Source organism: Streptomyces sp. NBC_01426 (assembly GCF_036231985.1).
Classification (GTDB): domain Bacteria; phylum Actinomycetota; class Actinomycetes; order Streptomycetales; family Streptomycetaceae; genus Streptomyces.
In genome coordinates, this window is record NZ_CP109500.1 from 2,290,045 (window position 1) to 2,306,616 (window position 16,572).

Annotated in this window: 11 protein-coding genes; 3 read left to right on the plus strand and 8 right to left on the minus strand. The window is 70.5% G+C overall.

The annotated features are described in order from the left end of the window. Positions 1–112: 112 nt before the first annotated feature. The 5 genes from OG906_RS09900 to OG906_RS09920 all read right to left on the minus strand — a co-directional run bounded on the left by OG906_RS09900 (position 113) and on the right by OG906_RS09920 (position 6,367). Positions 113–1,720 carry a glycoside hydrolase family 13 protein gene (locus tag OG906_RS09900; protein ID WP_329441854.1) on the minus strand — a complete coding sequence of 536 codons (1,608 nt, stop codon included), beginning with the start codon at positions 1,718–1,720 and terminating at the stop codon, positions 113–115. A gap of 59 nt (positions 1,721–1,779) precedes the next feature. Continuing rightward, positions 1,780–2,655: a carbohydrate ABC transporter permease gene (locus OG906_RS09905; protein ID WP_329441856.1), complete on the minus strand. Its 876-nt coding sequence runs from the start codon at positions 2,653–2,655 to the stop codon at positions 1,780–1,782. 12 nt (positions 2,656–2,667) lie between these two features. Then, the gene (locus OG906_RS09910; protein WP_329441858.1) at positions 2,668–3,642 is read right to left on the minus strand and encodes a carbohydrate ABC transporter permease; all 975 of its coding nucleotides are present in this window, start codon (positions 3,640–3,642) and stop codon (positions 2,668–2,670) included. A gap of 102 nt (positions 3,643–3,744) precedes the next feature. Further along, complete coding sequence (locus tag OG906_RS09915) at positions 3,745–5,145, minus strand: ABC transporter substrate-binding protein (protein ID WP_329441859.1); 1,401 nt, start codon at positions 5,143–5,145, stop codon at positions 3,745–3,747. Between the two features lie 211 nt (positions 5,146–5,356). After that, entirely contained in the window at positions 5,357–6,367 is a 1,011-nt protein-coding gene (locus tag OG906_RS09920; RefSeq protein WP_329441861.1) for a LacI family DNA-binding transcriptional regulator, read from the minus strand. Positions 6,368–6,576: 209 nt separating this feature from the next. On the opposite strand from OG906_RS09920, the gene OG906_RS09925 reads away from it, so the two are divergent. Further along, positions 6,577–7,461 carry an alpha/beta fold hydrolase gene (locus tag OG906_RS09925; RefSeq protein WP_329441863.1) on the plus strand — a complete coding sequence of 295 codons (885 nt, stop codon included), beginning with the start codon at positions 6,577–6,579 and terminating at the stop codon, positions 7,459–7,461. Between the two features lie 84 nt (positions 7,462–7,545). Here OG906_RS09925 and OG906_RS09930 read toward each other — a convergent pair whose 3' ends face one another. Beyond that, complete coding sequence (locus OG906_RS09930; RefSeq protein WP_329441865.1) at positions 7,546–11,835, minus strand: discoidin domain-containing protein; 4,290 nt, start codon at positions 11,833–11,835, stop codon at positions 7,546–7,548. A gap of 229 nt (positions 11,836–12,064) precedes the next feature. Here OG906_RS09930 and OG906_RS09935 point away from each other — a divergent pair, with 229 nt between their 5' ends. Further along, positions 12,065–13,666, plus strand: a complete 1,602-nt coding sequence (locus tag OG906_RS09935; protein WP_329441867.1) for a sensor histidine kinase — start codon at positions 12,065–12,067, stop codon at positions 13,664–13,666. Next, on the plus strand, positions 13,663–14,370 hold the full coding sequence (locus tag OG906_RS09940) for a DUF7342 family protein (RefSeq protein WP_329441869.1): 708 nt from the start codon (positions 13,663–13,665) through the stop codon (positions 14,368–14,370). The genes OG906_RS09935 and OG906_RS09940 overlap by 4 nt, the downstream gene beginning before the upstream one ends. Before the next feature lie 30 nt (positions 14,371–14,400). On the opposite strand, the gene OG906_RS09945 is transcribed toward OG906_RS09940, so the two are convergent. Next, positions 14,401–15,993 (minus strand): solute symporter family protein, encoded by a 1,593-nt coding sequence (locus tag OG906_RS09945; RefSeq protein WP_329441871.1) that lies wholly within the window; start codon positions 15,991–15,993, stop codon positions 14,401–14,403. After that, a complete protein-coding gene (locus OG906_RS09950; protein ID WP_329441872.1) occupies positions 15,990–16,487 on the minus strand; it encodes a DUF485 domain-containing protein in 498 nt (165 codons plus the stop codon). Before OG906_RS09950 ends, OG906_RS09945 begins: the two co-directional genes overlap by 4 nt. Positions 16,488–16,572: the final 85 nt, after the last annotated feature.

Consider the following 16,572-nt stretch of genomic DNA (forward strand, 5'->3'; position numbering starts at 1 on the left):
CCTCTCCATGCGTGGGGGGGGTGGCACGGGCGGCTGTGAGGAGTCGTACGCGGGGGGGTGCGGCGGCGGTGCGCCGGGGCGGGCGGTGGTGCCGGGCGGTCCGGCCGCGGCGTCAGGTCCGCAGCCAGACCGCCGTGTCCCGCGGAAGCAGCCCCGCGTCGTCCAGGGCGGAGCTGCTCAGCAGGAGTCTCGTGTGGTCCGGCAGCGGGACCGGACCGTCGGACAGGTTGGTCACGCAGACCAGCCCGTCGGGGCGGGTGAAGGCGAGCACCCCGGGCGGCCCGTGCAGCCACTCCAGCGATCGCCCGCCGAAGCCGGCCGCGGCCCGGCGCAGCCCGAGGGCCGTCCGGTAGAGGGTGAGCATGGAGTCCGGGTCGCCGTCCTGGCGGTCGGCGGCGTACCTTCCCCAGTCCGCGGGCTGGGGCAGCCACGGGTCGGTCCACGGCTCGGCGGTCCAGGGCAGCGGAACCCGACACCCGTCCCGCCCGGGGTCGGTGCCGCCGGACCGGAAGTGCATCGGGTCCTGGATGCGGGCCGGCGGCACCTCGGCCTCCGGCAGGCCCAGCTCCTCGCCCTGGTAGACGTACACGGCGCCGGGCAGGGCGAGCGTCAGCAGGGCCGCGGCGCGTGCCCTGCGGGTGCCGAGATCGAGGTCGGTCGGTGTCCCGAAGGCCTTGGTCGCGAAGTCGAAGCCGGTGTCGGCGCGGCCGTAGCGGGTCACGGTGCGCGTGACGTCGTGGTTGCACAGCACCCAGGTGGCGGGCGCCCCGACCGGGGCGTGTTCGGCGAGGGTCTCCTCGATGGAGGTGCGCAGCCGGTCCGCGTCCCAGGGGCAGCTGAGGAAGGAGAAGTTGAAGGCGGTGTGCAGCTCGTCGGGGCGCAGGTAGCGGGCGAAGCGTTCGGAGTCGGGCAGCCAGACCTCGCCGACGAAGACGGCCCCGTACTCGTCGGCGACGGCGCGCCAGGAGCGGTAGACGTCGTGGAGTTCGTCGCGGTCGATGTACGGGTGGATCTCGCCGGGCCAGGGTTCGGGTGACCGCCCCGCCAGATCGGGCAGGGCCGGGTCCTTCGCGAGCAGGGCGGCCGAGTCGATCCGTACGCCGGACACCCCGCGCTCGAACCAGAAACGCAGCACCTCCTCGTGCTCCCGGCGGACGGCGGGGTGGTCCCAGTTCAGGTCGGGCTGCTGCGGGGTGAACAGGTGCAGGTACCACTCCCCGTCCGGTACCTGCGTCCAGGTGGCGGCGCCGTTGAACTGTGAGGGCCAGTCCCCGGGCGGGAGTTCACCGTGCTCCCCGCGCCCGGGCCTGAAGTGGAACAGCTTGCGCTCGGGGCTCCCCGGGCCGGCGGCGAGGGCCGCCCGGAACCAGACGTGTTGGTCGGACACGTGGTTCGGGACGATGTCGACGATGGTCCGGATGCCCAGCTCGCGGGCTTCCGCGATGAGCTTCTCGGCCTCCGCCAGCGTGCCGAAGGCGGGGTCGATGGTGCGGTAGTCGGCCACGTCGTAGCCGCCGTCCGCGAGCGGGGACAGGTACCAGGGGGTGAACCACAGGGCGTCCACACCCAGTTCGGCGAGGTACGGGAGGCGGGCCCGGACGCCTGCGAGGTCACCGGTGCCGTCTCCGTCGCCGTCCGCGAAACTGCGTACGTACACCTGGTAGATGGCGGCCGAGCGCCACCAGTCGGCGTCGCGTGCGGGCAGGGGAAAGTCAGCCACGAGGGGTCCTTTCACAGGGGGCGGCCAGGCACGGCGGTGCGCGTCCCGCGGGCGGCTGGTCAGCCCTTGAGGGAGCCTGCCGTCAGGCCGCTCATGATGTTGCGCTGGAAGATCAGGAAGATGACGAGCGTGGGGGCGGAGGCCATCGCGAGCGCGGCGATGAGATGGTTCTCCGGCACTCCCGTGGAGAGCGAGTAGATGCCGACGTTGAGCGTCTGCAGGGCCGGGTCGGGGAGGGTGAGCATGGGCCAGAGGAAGTCCTTCCACACCCCGACGATCGCGAAGATCGACACGACGCCGAGGATGGGCCGGCTCATCGGCAGGACCACGGAGCGCAGGGAGCGCAGGGCGCCCGCGCCGTCGATGGAGGCGGCGTCGAGGATTTCCTGGGGTATCGAGTCGAAGAAGCGCTTCAGCAGGAAGATGTTGAAGGCGTTGGTGACGGACGGCAACCAGATCACCCAGGGCGAGTCGAGCAGGTTCCGCTCGATGATCGGCATGTCCAGGACCGTGAGGTACTGCGGCACGACCAGGACGGTGGCCGGGATCATCAGGGTGGCGAGCATCATCCCGAGGACGGCCTTGCCGAAGACGGGCCGCAGCCTGGAGAGCGAGTAGGCGGCGGCGACGTCGAGGACGAGTTGGAAGGCGAGCGCCCCGAACGCGTAGTAGAGGGTGTTGAACAGCAGTTTGGCCAGGTCCATGACTTGCCAGGCGGCCGTGTAGTTGGCGGCGTGGAGGGAGTCGGGCACCAGGGTCGGCGGAACCTCGGCGAACTCCTCGGTGCTCTTGAGGCCGTTCGCGACCATCCAGTAGAGCGGGCCGAGGAAGACGACGGTGAACCCGACGACGACGAGGCCGAGGACGGCCCAGTACAGGAGTTTGCCTCGGGTGCGGCCCAACTGGGCGGGCGATATCAGCGTGCGCTCTGCCATGGGGGCTCCAGGTCAGCTCTCGTTGTCGCGGCTGAGGCGGACGTACAGCGCGGAGAAGCCCGCGAGCAGGACGAGCAGGCACAGCCCCAGGGCCGCCGCGCCGCCGTACTGGTTGAAGTTGAAGGCGTACTGGTAGATGAGGACGACCACGGTGGTGGTCGAGCCCTCCGGTCCGGCGCCACCAGTGAGCAGGAACGGTTCGACGAACACCTGCATCGTCGCGATGATCTGCATCAGCAACAGGAGGGAGAGGATGAGTCGGGTCTGCGGGATCGTGATGTGCCAGACCTTGCGCAGCAGTCCCGCCCCGTCGAGTTCGGCCGCCTCGTAGAGCTCTCCGGGGATGCCCTGGAGCGCGGCCAGGTAGATCAGGGTCGCGCCGCCCATGTTCATCCACGTCGAGGCGAGCACCACGGAGAGCATCGCGGTGTCGGTGGACTGGAGCCAGTCCTGCGCCGGCAGGTGCAGGAACTCCAGCACCCTGTTGAAGAGGCCGTAGCCCGGGTCGTAGAAGTACTTGAACAGCAGGATCGAGGCCACCGGGGGCATCATCACCGGGAGGTAGACCAGCATGCGCAGATAGCCCTGTGCGTGCCGGAACTCGTTGAGGACGACGGCGACCACGAAGGGGACGGCGAAGCCGAAGACCAGGGCGAGCCCCGTGAAGAGCAGGGTGTTGCGCCAGGCCTGCCAGAAACTCGGATCGTTGAAGACGTAGGTGAAGTTGTCCCAGCCCACCCAGCGGGTGGCGCCGCCCTCCGTCTTCTGGAAGGCCAGCAGGAACTCCCGGACCATCGGGTACCAGGAGAAGAAGGAGAAGCAGAGGACGGCGCCGATCAGGAAGCCGTGGGCCGTGAGGTTCCGCTTGACCGCCCGGCGGAACGCGTCGCGCGAGGGTCCGTCGGTGCGGGACTCACGGGTCCGGGTTCCCGGGTTCCGGGGTCCGGCGGTCTTCCCGGTGGATCCGGGCAGGGTGGGGGCCGACATCGCCGCTCGCTCCTTGGTGGGTCGTCGCCATCGATACGCGGGGCCGGGGGCCGGGCGGGCGGTGCCGGGCCGGGGAGGTTCACCCGGCGCCGCCCGGGGCCGTCACTGGTTGGCCAGTACCTGGTTGACCGCCTTCTCGGCCTCGCCCAGCAACTGGGCCGCGTCCGCGCCCTTGTTCGTGAGCACCCCCGACATCACCTTGTCGAGGACCTTGTAGACCTCCTGGGCCTTCGGCGGCTCCGCCTTGCCGGGCACCGGGTTGTCCAGGAAGGGCTTGAAGTTGGCGACCGGCATGGTGGCGCTCGCCGCCTTCAGCCCGTCGTCCTTGGCCTTGCTCGCGCCGGTGAAGAAGGCCGGCTGCGGGAGTCCGACCGGCAGGCCGTCGGCCTTGCTGCGGTCGTACTGGAACTGGCCCTTGCCGACCGCGAGGGTCTTGAAGTTCAGCCAGGCGACGGCCGCCTTGACCTTGTCGGGCGAGCTGCCCTTCTTGATCATGTAGCCGTTGCCGCCGGCGAGCGTGGACGCGCCACCGGGTATCGGCCCCATGCCGAAGTTCTCGTACGTGGCGCCGAGTTGCTGGACCATGTAGGTGATGTCATCGGGTGCGGCGAGGAACATGCCGAGCTTGTCCGAGGCCATCTGCTTCTGCAGGTCGCCCCACTTGAGCAGCTGGGTCTTGCCCATGCTGTCGTCCTCCCAGCGCATGGCGTGGAGGTTGTCGACGATCTGCCGGCCCGTGGCGTTGTTGAACGCGGCCTTGCCGTCGGCGCCGACGATGTCGCCGCCCAGCCCGTACATGGCGGCCGTGTAGTGCCAGCCACCGGTGTTCTCCACGCTGTACTCGCCGTAGCCGGCGACCCCGTTGCCGAGGGCCGCGATCTTCTTCGCGGTGGCGCGGACCTCGTCCCAGGTGCGCGGCGGGGTGTCGGGGTTCAGGCCGGCCTGCTGGAAGAGCTTGCGGTTGACGAGCAGGCCCATCGTGTAGTTGCTGGTGGGGAGGCCGTACAGCTTGCCGTCGCTCTTGAGGACGTTCAGGACGTTCTTGTCGATGTCGGCGAACGCGGGGACCGTCTCGGGGGTCACGTACGCCGTGATGTCCTCGGCCCCGTCGTTGTCGAGCACCTGCTTCAGGTCGGTGAAGTAGGCGTAGAAGACGTCCGGTTGGGACTTGGCCTTGAGCATCGCGGTGAAGCGCGGGGGCTCCAGGCACTGGCCGGGCGTCGAGCGACCCTCGACGGTGACGTTCGGGTACGTCTTGTTGAACTCCGCCACGTCCTCCTTCCACTCCTTGAGCTCCGCCGCCTTCGCCGCGGGCGGCATGCAGTCGATGGAGAGGGTGACCTTGGCCTTCGGGTCGAGCGGGGCGGAGACGTCGGCGACACCGCCACTCGGCTGCGGCTTCGGGTCGTCGCCGCTGCTGCTCGTACCGCACGCCGCGAGGGCGGTGACGGCAAGCGCGGAGACGAGGGCGGCCGCGACGTTGCGGCGGACGTGGGTTCTCATCGGTGGTCCCCTTCGAGCATCGAACAGGAGGCGTGGGGGCGAGCGGGGCACACTCAACCACCGCCCACAGATGAACGCAATATCTCGCGCAGATTTCGTAAGGAACTGACATTGGGATGTCCGACAGCTCGGACACGGGACGCAAAAAGGGCTCCGGAACGTCCATGGGACGTTCCGGAGCCCTCGGTGGAGCACGAGGAAGCGGTACGGGCTACCTGCGGGGCGCCTGCGCGGTGGACCCGCGGACCACCAGCTCCGGCTCGAAGAGCAGCTCGCCGGGCTGTACGGCGGCTCCCTGGATCTGGGCGGTGAGCAGTTCCACGGCGGCCCGCCCCATGGCCTCGATGGGCTGCCGGACGGTGGTCAGCGGGGGCTCGGTGCAGTTCATGAACGCCGAGTCGTCGTAGCCGACCACGGAGATCTCCCGGGGCACGTCCAGCCCCCGGCGACGCGCTGCCCGCACGGCGCCCAGGGCCAGGGGGTCGCTCGCGCAGATGATGCCGGTGACCCCGCGGTCCAGCAGACGGGAGGCGGCCGCGTGCCCGCCCTCCAGGGAGAACAGGGTCCGCTCCACGTGGGCGGCCGGCAGTTCGGCACCCGCCGCGGCGACCACGGCCTGGGCGGCCACCAGCTTGCGCAGCGAGGGCATGTGGTCGGGCGGGCCCAGCACGAGCCCGATGCGTTCGTGACCCAGGGAGGCCAGGTGCCGCCAGGCCTGCTCGACGGCGACGGCGTCGTCGCAGGCCACGCACGGGAAACCGAGGTCCTCGATGGAGGCGTTGATCAGCACCACCGGGACCTTGCGCTCGGACAGCAGCCGGTAGTGCTCGTGCGGGGCGTCGGCCTGCGCGAAGAGCCCGCCGGCGAAGACCACGCCCGACACCTGCTGCTGGAGCAGGAGTTCCACGTAGTCGGCCTCGGAGACCCCGCCGGTGGTCTGCGTACACAGCACCGGGGTCAGCCCCTGCTGCGCCAGCGCACCCCCGATGACCTCGGCGAAGGCCGGGAAGATGGGGTTCTGGAGCTCGGGCAGCACCAACCCGACCAGCCGGGCGCGCTCGCCGCGCAACTGGGTGGGGCGCTCGTAGCCGAGCACGTCGAGAGCGGTGAGCACGGACTGTCGGGTCGCCTCCGAGACGCCCGGCTTGCCGTTGAGCACCCGGCTGACCGTTGCCTCGCTGACTCCCACCTTCTTCGCCACTTGAGCAAGTCGTCGCGTCATGAGCGCAAGAGTAGCGCAAGGAATGCAAGTCGCTTGCAGTTCCCTTACGGCCAGTTTGGGTCATGCGGGCCCCGCCTGGGAAGGCCCCGTACGCCCGTACCGCTCGCGCCGCACCACGCGCGCCGGGCGGGCTCCACGATGCGGCCGGGGCCTCGGAGCACACTGGCGGCAGAGCCCCCCGCATCCCCGCGACCGCAGGAGGAACGGCCATGACCCCGCCCGAGAAGGCCGTCCACACCAACGGCGTCACCCTCGCCACGCAGGCCTTCGGCGACGCGACCGACCCGACGGTGCTCCTCGTCTCGGGCGCCGAGGCCACCATGGACTGGTGGGACGAGGAGTTCGTCGCCCGGCTCGGCGCCGCCGGCCGCCACGTCATCCGCTACGACACCCGCGACACCGGGCGCTCCACCGTCTTCCCCATCGGCGAGCCCCCGTACACCGGGGATGATCTCCTCCTCGACGCCCTCGGTGTCCTCGACGCCCTCGGTGTCCTCGACGCCCACGGCGTCGCCGCGGCCCATGTCGTCGGCGTCTCCATGGGCGGCGCACTCGCGCAGCGTCTGGCCGTCCTGCACCCCCGGCGCGTCGTCACGCTGACCCTGATGTCCACCAGCCCTGACGGCCCCGGCGGTCCCGGCAGGCCTGATCTGCCGCCCGTGAGCGAAGCCCTGGCCCGATGGTTCGCCGAGCCCCGGCCCGCTCCCGACTGGGCCGACCGCGACGCGGTCATCGCGTACTTCCTCGCGGGCGAGCACGCCTTCGCGGGTCTCATCCCGGTGGACGAGGAGCGCCTGCGCGCCACCGCCGGGCGCGCGTACGACCGCAGCCCCGTGCCGGCCGCCGCGTCCAACCACTGGAGCGTCGAGGGGGGCGAGCCCGTTCGGGCCCGCCTCGGTGAGATCGCCGCGCCGACGCTGGTCCTGCACGGCACGCACGACCCGCTCTTCCCCTACGGTCACGCCGAGGCCCTGGCCCACGAGATCCCCGGCGCCACGCTCGTCCCGCTCGCCGGGATGGGCCACCAGATGCCCGTACCGGAGGTCTGGGACACGGTGATCCCGGCACTCGTGCGCCACACCGCCCCCCGGTGACGCCGAGCCGGGGACGGGGCCGCGCACGTGCCCGGACGGGCGGGGCGCCCCGAGGGAACGCCCCGCCCACCGATGCGCCGCCCGCTACGGCAGCCGGTTGATCCTGAACGTCGAGGTCGTGTTCCGCACGTCCACGGCGTTGTCGTTCATGCGCAGGTTCTGGATCGTGACCTCGCCGACCGCCGGTCCCTGGCCCGCCTCGGGCATCTCGTTCGCCCAGAGTCCGAAGCCCGACGTGGCGTCGAAGGCGTCGCCGCTCTTCTTCGCCCCGGTGATGGTGATGTCCTTGAGGATGGTGTCCTTGATCGGATTGACCGGTTGGCCTCCCACGTACTGGGTCTGGAACATGATTCCGCTGTAGGTCGGATCGACGATGTCGACGTTGTTGATCCTGATGCCCTGGAACACCTTCGAGGCCGAGAAGACCCAGATCCCGGGGAAGGTCTGCGCTCCCCAGAAGTGGCCGCCGGAGCGGACGATCGAGATGTTCTCGAAGGTCGTCGGATCGGTCCCGAAGCCGTTCATCGGATACCCGAAGTCCAGGGAGCTGATGGTGATCCCGGAGTAGACGAGCGTGTCCGCGATGTGGATGTTGCGGAAGGTGTTGTTGAAGCCGCCGTAGACGGCGACGCCGGCCGCCCGCCAGGTCAGGATCGTGGTCAGGTTCTCGTAGACGTTGTTCTTCATGTCCGCGCCGCCCGCGTCGATCGCGGAGAACAGCGCGAAGCTGTCGTCGCCCGTGGCCCGCGCCTCGTTGTTGGTCACGAGGTTGTCCGTGCTGCCGTTGGTCATGTTGATGCCGTCGGCGAACATGTCACGGATCCGGGAGTTCTTGATGGTGATCCGGTCGGTGTTGGCGCCCCAGTAGAGGCACACCATGTGCTCGTTCCAGATGTTGTCGATGGTGATGTCGGAGACGTTCGCGAAGTCGAAGACCTTGCCCGGGCCGTCGATGCGCGAGGTGTAGTTGCCGAAGTAGGCGAAGCCCGAGAAGGACGAGCCCTTCGCCGTGCCCTCCGCCCGCCAGCCGATGTCGGTGTTGTCCTGGGACGAGGGGGCCTGGAAGCGGGTGAACCACGGTCCGGCGCCGACGACCTGCACGGCCTTGCCGTACACCTGGAACTTGGAGGCCGTCTGGTAGTCGCCCGGCGGCAGGTAGACGCCGACGAGCTTGCCGGTGGTGTCCATCCGGACCTTGTCCAGGGCGTTCTGCACGTCCTGGTGGGTGAGGCCGGCGGGCACGGTGTACGTCGCCGGGTCCGGGTTGGCGATCGCCGCGGCCTGCTCCAGGCTGACGAAGTCGATCGCGTACGTGCCGGTGTTGGCCGCGTCCTTCTGGAGGCGGATCCTGCTGCCGGCCGGGACGGTCTCGCCCAGCAGGATGTTCGCCTCGTCGTAGATGTGGCGCGGGGCGCCGGAGCCCGGCGAGTTGCCCGGGGAGGCCTCGGCGCCGTACAGCCAGGCGTACTTGGAGGTCAGCGGCAGGGCCTTCTTGAGGGTGCCGTTGACGTACACGTTGATCGTGGAGTCGATGCCGCCGCCGCCCGGTGCGTCGGGGATCGAGAAGCGCGTGACCAGGGTGTTGGTGGCCGCCCGAGTGGTGAACTCCACGTACTCCCCGGTCGCGTCGAGGTTGACCGCCTTGCGGCCCGAGGCCTCGCCCGCGATGTCGCCAACGGTCCGGTTGGGCCCGACGACGCTCGCCCCGCCGCCGACCGCGCCGTCCTCGGCCTCGTAGGTGTCGAAGGGCATGTTCGCCCCGCGACCGACGAAGAAGGACTGGGTGGAGGTGTTGTTGGCGCGCTTGACCGGCAGTTCGTTGGAGTCGTCGGCGAGGACCACCTTGACGGTGTACTTGCCGTTCGCCGCCGGCCAACTCCCGAGCGCGATCGGCGCCGAGGACGCGCCGGGCGCGAGGGCGCCGTTGAAGGTTCCCGTCAGCGTACGGACGGTCGCGCCGCCCGCGTCCTGAAGGGTGAGGGTGACGCCGTGCGCGCCGGCGGCCGCCGCGGCGGAGCCCTGGTTCCTGACCGTGACGGTGAAGTTCACGCTCTGACCGGCGGACGGGGAGCCCGGCGACCAGGTGACGGCGGAAGCCACCAGGTCGGAGCTGTCCACCGGGCGGACGACGAGCGGGGTCCCGGTGAAGGTGTTGTTGGTGTCGTTCTGCTCGATGACCGTGTTCGCCTCGTCGACGACCGCGCCGAGCGGGTACGTCCCCGCGTCCCGCGCGCCGATCCCGGCGGCGACGGTGGCCGTGGCACCGGCGGCGAGCGCGGGCACGGAGGCCGTACCGACCGTCGTGCCGCCGAGCCGGAAGGTGACGGCGGTGGCGGCGGCCGGGGCAGGCCCGCTGTTCTTGACGTTGGCCGTCAGGGTCACCGGGTCCGATTCCACCGGCGTGGCCGGGGTGGCGCCCAGACCGGTGATCTCCAGGTCGGGATTGGGCGCGGGAACGCCGATGACCTGGAACTCCGCGATCTGGCCGTTCCCGGAGCCGGTGTTGGAGGTGAAGCGCAACTGGACGTCGGCGATGCGGGAACCCACCGGGATGGAGACCGTGTTGCCGCCGGACGCCGGGTTGAAGGTGTAGTCCTTCGCGGCGACCAGGACGGTGAACCCGGAGGCGCCCTGCTCCCGACCGAGGACCTGGATGTTCTGGGTACGGGTGCCCCAGGCGCTGTCCGGGTTGATCTTGAGGACCAGTCGGTCGACGTCGGCGTCGGCGCCGAGCCTGACCGTCAGCGTGCTCGGGTAGGCCCCGGCCGCGCCCTCCCAGTAGGTGCTGGTGCTGTTGTCGTTGGCGTTCTCCGCGACGAAGGTGTGGATGACGGAGGAACCGGTGATGGATTTGCCCACGGCCAGGTTGGAACCACCGCCTCCGCTGCCGTTGCGGATCACGGTGTTGCTGTCGCCCGAGCGGTTGCCTGCCGCGTCCTTGGCCCGGACGAAGTAGCTGACGGTGGCACTCGCCGGCTGGGTGTCCGTGTAGGTGGTGACGTTGCCCGCGACCGTCGCGCGCAGCACGTTGTTCGCGTACACCTCGTAGCCGGTGACGGCCACGTTGTCGGTGGAGGACTGCCAGGCCAGCTTGACCTGGTCGGCGGCCGGCTCGGTGAGCGTCAGCGCGCCCGGGGAGGTCGGGGCCTGGGTGTCCCCGGTGCCCCCGGCGCGGGTGACCGTGTTGCTGTTCGGCGACTGGTTGCCGGCGGCGTCCTTGGCCCGGACGTGGTAGGTGACGTTCGCGCCGGTCGGCTGGGTGTCCGTGTAGGTGGTGACGTTGGCGGCGACGCTCGTGCGCAGTTGGTTGTTGGCGTAGACGTCGTAGCCGGTGACGGCCACGTTGTCGGTGGCCGCCTTCCAGGTCAGCTTGATCTGGCCGGTGGCCGGCTCCGTGTAGGCCAGCTCGGTGGGGGCGGCGGGCGCCTGGGTGTCGCCGCTCTGCGGACCATAGATCTCCAGCTCGGAGAGCTGCCCGCCGGGCTGTACGGAGTTCGCCGATATCCACACGCGCAGGTGGCGGGTGGTGGCTGCGTCGAAGGAGAGGGTGACGGCGTTGCCGCCCGCGGCGTTGAACTCGTACACCTTGGAGGCGGTCAGGTCGGTGTAGTCCGAGCCGTTGGCGCTGCCCTGGATCTTCAGGGTCTGGGTGCGCGCGCCCCAGTTCTCGGGCAGGCGCAGCACCACGCGGTCGACGCGTACCGAGGCGCCGAGGTCGGCCTTGATCCACTGGGGCATCGCGTCGTTGACGCTCTCCCAGTAGCTGGCCGTGTCGCCGTCGTTGGCGTTGGCCGGCACGTACACCTGGGTGTTGCTGCTCGCGGTGAGGGTCTTCCCGAGCGCCAGGTTGACGGAGGACTCGCCGGGCGCGCGCACCTCCAGCTCGGAGAGCTGGGCGGCCTGCCAGCCGGAGTTCGCCGTGATGGCGATCCGGACGAACCGGGTCTGGGTGGCCGGGAGGGTGATGGTCACCGTGTTCCCGCTGCCCTGGCCGAAGGTGTAGGTGGCGGAGTTCACCAGGGTGGCGAAACCGGTGCCGTCGGCGCTGCCCTGGACGGACAGGGTCTGGCTGCGGCTCTCCCAGGCGGCGGGCAGTTTGAGCACGACCTGGTCGATGCGGGTGGTGGCCCCCAGGTCGGTCTGCACCCACTGCGGGAAGGTGCCGCCGGCGCTCTCCCAGTACGTGGACTGGTTGCCGTCGGTGGCGTTGGCGGCGGTGTAGGAGCCGTTGGTGCTGCTCGCGGCCGCGGGCCTGCCCGCGGCGATGCTCGGACCGCCGGCGGCCGCGGCGGTCAGGGCGGGCCAGGTGATCATCATCAGCGCGGTGCTGAGGAGGGCGGCCAGGACCCGCCATCTCCAGTTGAGCCTTCTCATATGCCCTCGTCCCTCGACATGAGTTTTCTGAACCAGGTGAGACAGGAACTTGCGTTCTGCCGTGCGAGAGTTGCAGAGCTTTGGCGAGTCGTCTACTCCTCTGACCGCACTTTTGTGCCGTCATCGCTTGCGCAAGCTGGGCGCAAATAGCGCAAGGGATTTGCGTTCCCAGGAGAATTCCGCTTAGGCCGAAGCCGACCTACGGTTGCTGGTCATGCGGTTCCCCCACATGAGCGCTCGGCGCCTCGGGCTGCCCAGAAGGGCCGTCTCCCAGATCCTGCTGACCCAGCTCGCCATCGCGGCCGGTGTACTGGTGCTGGCCACCGGTCTCTTCCTGGCGCCGCTCGGTGCGCAACTGGACGACCAGGCCATGCGGCGCGCCCTGGCGATCGCCCAGAGCGCCGCCGCCGACCCCTCGCTGGCCGCCGACCTCCTCCACTCGGGGCCGGATCGCGACGGCCCCGTGCAGTCCGCCGCCGAACGGATCCGCAGCGCCACCGGCGCCGAGTACGTGGTCGTCGTCGACCTCCGGGGCATCCGACGCTCCCACCCCGACCCCGGGCGGATCGGCCTGACCGTCTCCACGGACCCCGGCGACGCCCTGGCGGGCCGCGAGGTCATGGAGATCGACGACGGCACCCTGGGCCGCTCCGCCCGCGGCAAGGTCCCGCTCCTGGCCGCCGACGGGGAGATCGTCGGCGCGGTCTCCGTGGGCATCGCCTACGACAGCGTCCGCGACCGGCTACTGGGAGCCATCCCCGGCCTCCTCGCCTACGCGGGCGGCGCCCTGGCCGCGGGCGCCCTGGCCGCCTACCTGCTCTCCCGCCGGATCCAGCGGCAGACCCGCGACCTGGCCTTCTCCGACATCGCCGGCCTCCTCGCGGAGCGCGAGGCGATGCTGCACTCCATCCGCGAGGGCGTGATCGCCCTCGACCGGCACGGACGGATCCGGCTGGTCAACGACGAGGCCGCCCGGCTGCTGGGCCTCGACCCCGCCACCTCGGGCACCGTCGCCGGACGCGCGCTGGACGAGGTGCTCGGCGCGGGCCGCACCACCGACGTCCTCGCGGGCCGGGTCGACGGAAGGGACCTGCTCACCGTCCAGGGGCCCCGCGTCCTGGTGGCCAACCGGATGCCCACCGACGACGGCGGAGCCGTCGCCACCCTGCGCGACCGCACCGAACTGGAACACCTCGGGCGTGAGCTGGACTCCACGCGCGGCCTGATCGACGCCCTGCGCGCCCAGGACCACGAGCACGCGAACCGGCTCCACACCCTGCTCGGTCTCCTGGAGCTCGACCTGTACGAGGAGGCCGTGGAGTTCGTGACCGAGGTCGTCGGGGTCCACCGCAGCACCTCGGAGCAGGTCACCGAGAAGGTCCGGGACCCACTGCTGGCGGCCCTGCTGGTCGGGAAGGCGACCGTGGCCGCGGAGCGTGGCGTCCCGCTCCGCCTGGCCCACTCCACGCTCCTGCCCGACCGGGTGGTGGACCCCGGCGGCCTCGTCACCATCACGGGCAACCTGGTGGACAACGCCCTCGACGCCGCCGCCGGCTCGACCGCCCCGCTGGTCGAGGTCGAGCTGCGCGCCGAGGGACGTACGGCGATCCTCATGGTCCGGGACAGCGGACCCGGCGTGCCCGCCGAGCGCCGCGAGGAGATCTTCACCGAGGGCTGGTCGACGAAACAGCCCACGGCCCATCGCGAACGCGGACTGGGACTCGCACTCGTTCGTCGCCTCGCGGAGCGACAGGGCGGTACCGTCCGAGCCGGCGAGAGCGCCGACGGAGGGGCGGAATTCTCCGTCGTGCTCCCGGAGGCCCTGCGATGAACGAGTCCCCGATTCACGTATTGGTCGTCGACGACGACATGCGTGTTGCCCGGATCAACGCGGCGTACGTGGCGAAGGTTCCCGGCTTCCGGGTGATCGCCCAGGCCCACTCGGCAGCCGAGGCAATGGCGTTCCTGGACGCACACGACGTGGACCTGATCCTCCTGGACCACTACCTCCCCGACGAGAACGGCCTGGACCTGGTCCGGCGGCTGCGCCAACGGGGCCACCACACCGACGTCATCATGGTGACGGCCGCCCGCGATCTCGCCACCGTGCAGGCCGCCATGCGGCTCGGCGCCCTCCAGTACATGGTGAAGCCGTTCGCCTTCGCCGGGCTGCGGGCCCGCCTGGAGGCGTACGGCGCCCTGCGACGCACCCTGGAGACCGGAGGAGAGGCGGAACAGGCCGAAGTGGACCGCATCTTCGGGGCCCTGGCCTCGGCCGGCACCCCGAACGACCTGCCCAAGGGCCACTCGCCACCGACCGCCGACCTGGTCCGCCAGGTGCTGCGCACGGCCGAGGGCCCGCTCTCCACCCAGCAGATCGCCGATCGCGCCGGCATCAGCCGTCAGACGGCCCAGCGCTACCTCAAGCTCCTCGACCGCGCGGGACGCGTCACCCTCGCCCTGCGCTACGGAGAGACGGGCCGCCCGGAACACCGCTACGCCTGGCGCCACTCCGACCCCGGCGCCGCGCACTGAACCGGGCGACCGCCACCACCGACCGGGCGGTCACACCGCCCCGGCGCCCGTCAACGAACGGACCTCGGTCTCCGCGTGCTTGCGGACGTCCGGCTCCTCCGTCGAGGTGACCGTGCCGAGCCATCCCGCCAGGAACCCCAGCGGGATCGAGATGATCCCCGGGTTCTGCAACGGGAAGTACTGGAAGTCCACTCCCGGGAAGAGCGACTCCGGACTGCCCGACACCACGGGCGACAGCACCACCAGCAGCACCGCCGGCACCAGTCCCCCGTACACGGACCAGACGGCCCCGCGGGTGGTGAACTCCCGCCAGAACAACGAGTACAACAGCACCGGCAGGTTCGCCGAGGCGGCCACCGCGAAGGCCAACCCCACCAGGAAGGCCACGTTCAGGTTCTGCGCGACCAGTCCGAGGCCGATCGCCGCCGCACCGATCCCGACCGCGGCGACCCGCGCCACCGCGACCTCACTGCGCTGCTTGGCGTGCCGACGCTTGAGCGAGGCGTACAGGTCGTGCGCCACCGAAGCCGAGGACGCCAGGGTAATCCCGGCGACCACCGCGAGGATCGTCGCGAAGGCGATGGCCGCCACAAAGGCGAACAGGACCGCGCCCCCGGTGCTCTCGGCGCCGCCTCCCAGGAACGCCGCCAGCAGCGGAACCGCCGTGTTCCCCGAGGCGTTGGAGGCCCGCACCTGCTCGGGACCCAGCAGGGCGGCCGCCCCGAAGCCGAGCACGATGGTCATCAGGTAGAAGCCGCCGATCAGGCCGATCGCCCAGACCACCGACCGTCGCGCCGCACGCGCCGTCGGCACCGTGTAGAAGCGCGACAGGATGTGCGGCAGCCCGGCGGTGCCCAGCACCAGGGCGAGTCCGAGGCTCATGAAGTCGAAGCGGGCGGTCCAGTCTCCCCCGTACTTGAGGCCGGGGTTCAGGAACTTGGCTCCGTGGCCGCTGCGTTCGGCGGCGGTGGACAGCAACTGGTCGAAGTTCCCGTGGAAGCGCAGCAGCACCAGGACGGTCAGCGTGACGGCGCCGCCCATGAGCAGCACGGCCTTCACGATCTGGATCCAGGTGGTGGCCCGCATCCCTCCGAAGGACACGTAGACCACCATCAACGCGCCGACGCCGACCACGGTCAACGTCCGCGCGCCCGCGCTCGAGTTCCCGAGGAGCAGGCCCACCAGGCTGCCCGCGCCGACCATTTGCGCGACGAGGTACAGCACGGACACCACCACGGAGGAAGCCCCGGCCGCGATCCGGACGGGCCGCTCGCTCATCCGGGCGGCGACCACGTCCGCGAGGGTGAACCGGCCGCAGTTGCGGACCAGTTCGGCGACCAGGAAGAGCACGACCAGCCAGGCCACGAGGAAGCCGACCGAGTACAGCAGGCCGTCGTAGCCGAAGAGGGCGATCAGACCGGAGATGCCGAGGAAGGAGGCCGCGGACATGTAGTCGCCCGCGATGGCGAAACCGTTCTCCATCGGGGAGAACAATCGGCCACCCGCGTAGAACTCCTCGGCCGAACCGTGTCGGTTGCGACTGACCCAGGTGGTGATGCCCAGCGTGACCGCGATGAACACGCTGAACAGGATCAGCGCGAGGGTCTGGTGTTCGGTGGTCACCGGCCCGCCTCCCAGGTCCGGATGCGCTCCTGGTCCCGCTCCTGCTCGAATACGGTCCAGCGCAGGTCGAGCGCGGCCCGGTCACGGCGCAGCCGCGCGTGCCGCGCGTACGCCCAGGTGAGGAGGAACGTGCTCAGGAACTGGCCCAGTCCCGCCAGCAGGGCCACGTTGATCGATCCCACGACCGGCCGGGCCATGATCCCCGGTGCCGCGGTCGCCGCGACCACGTAGGCGACGTACCAGAGGAAGAAGCCGGCGGTCGCGGGCACGACGAACCTCCGGTAGCGGCTGCGTACCTCCTGGAAGGCGGCGCTTCGCTGCACTTCCAGGTAGATGTCCGAGGCCCCGGACGCGGATGCGGGCCGGTCGCCGGCGGCCGGGCGAGGAGGGACCGTTTCCGCTTCCTCGCCCTCCCCCCAGCCGACCGCCAACGCGTCGTACCAGGGGTCGTCGAGCCGGATCGTTCCGGCATCACGACCTTCGTGCTTCTCCACCGAACTCTCCTTGTCCGCCGCCGCATTGGCCGCGTGGGGACAAGGATGGGTGGAATCGATGTTTTCCGGACTGATGTACCGGTGC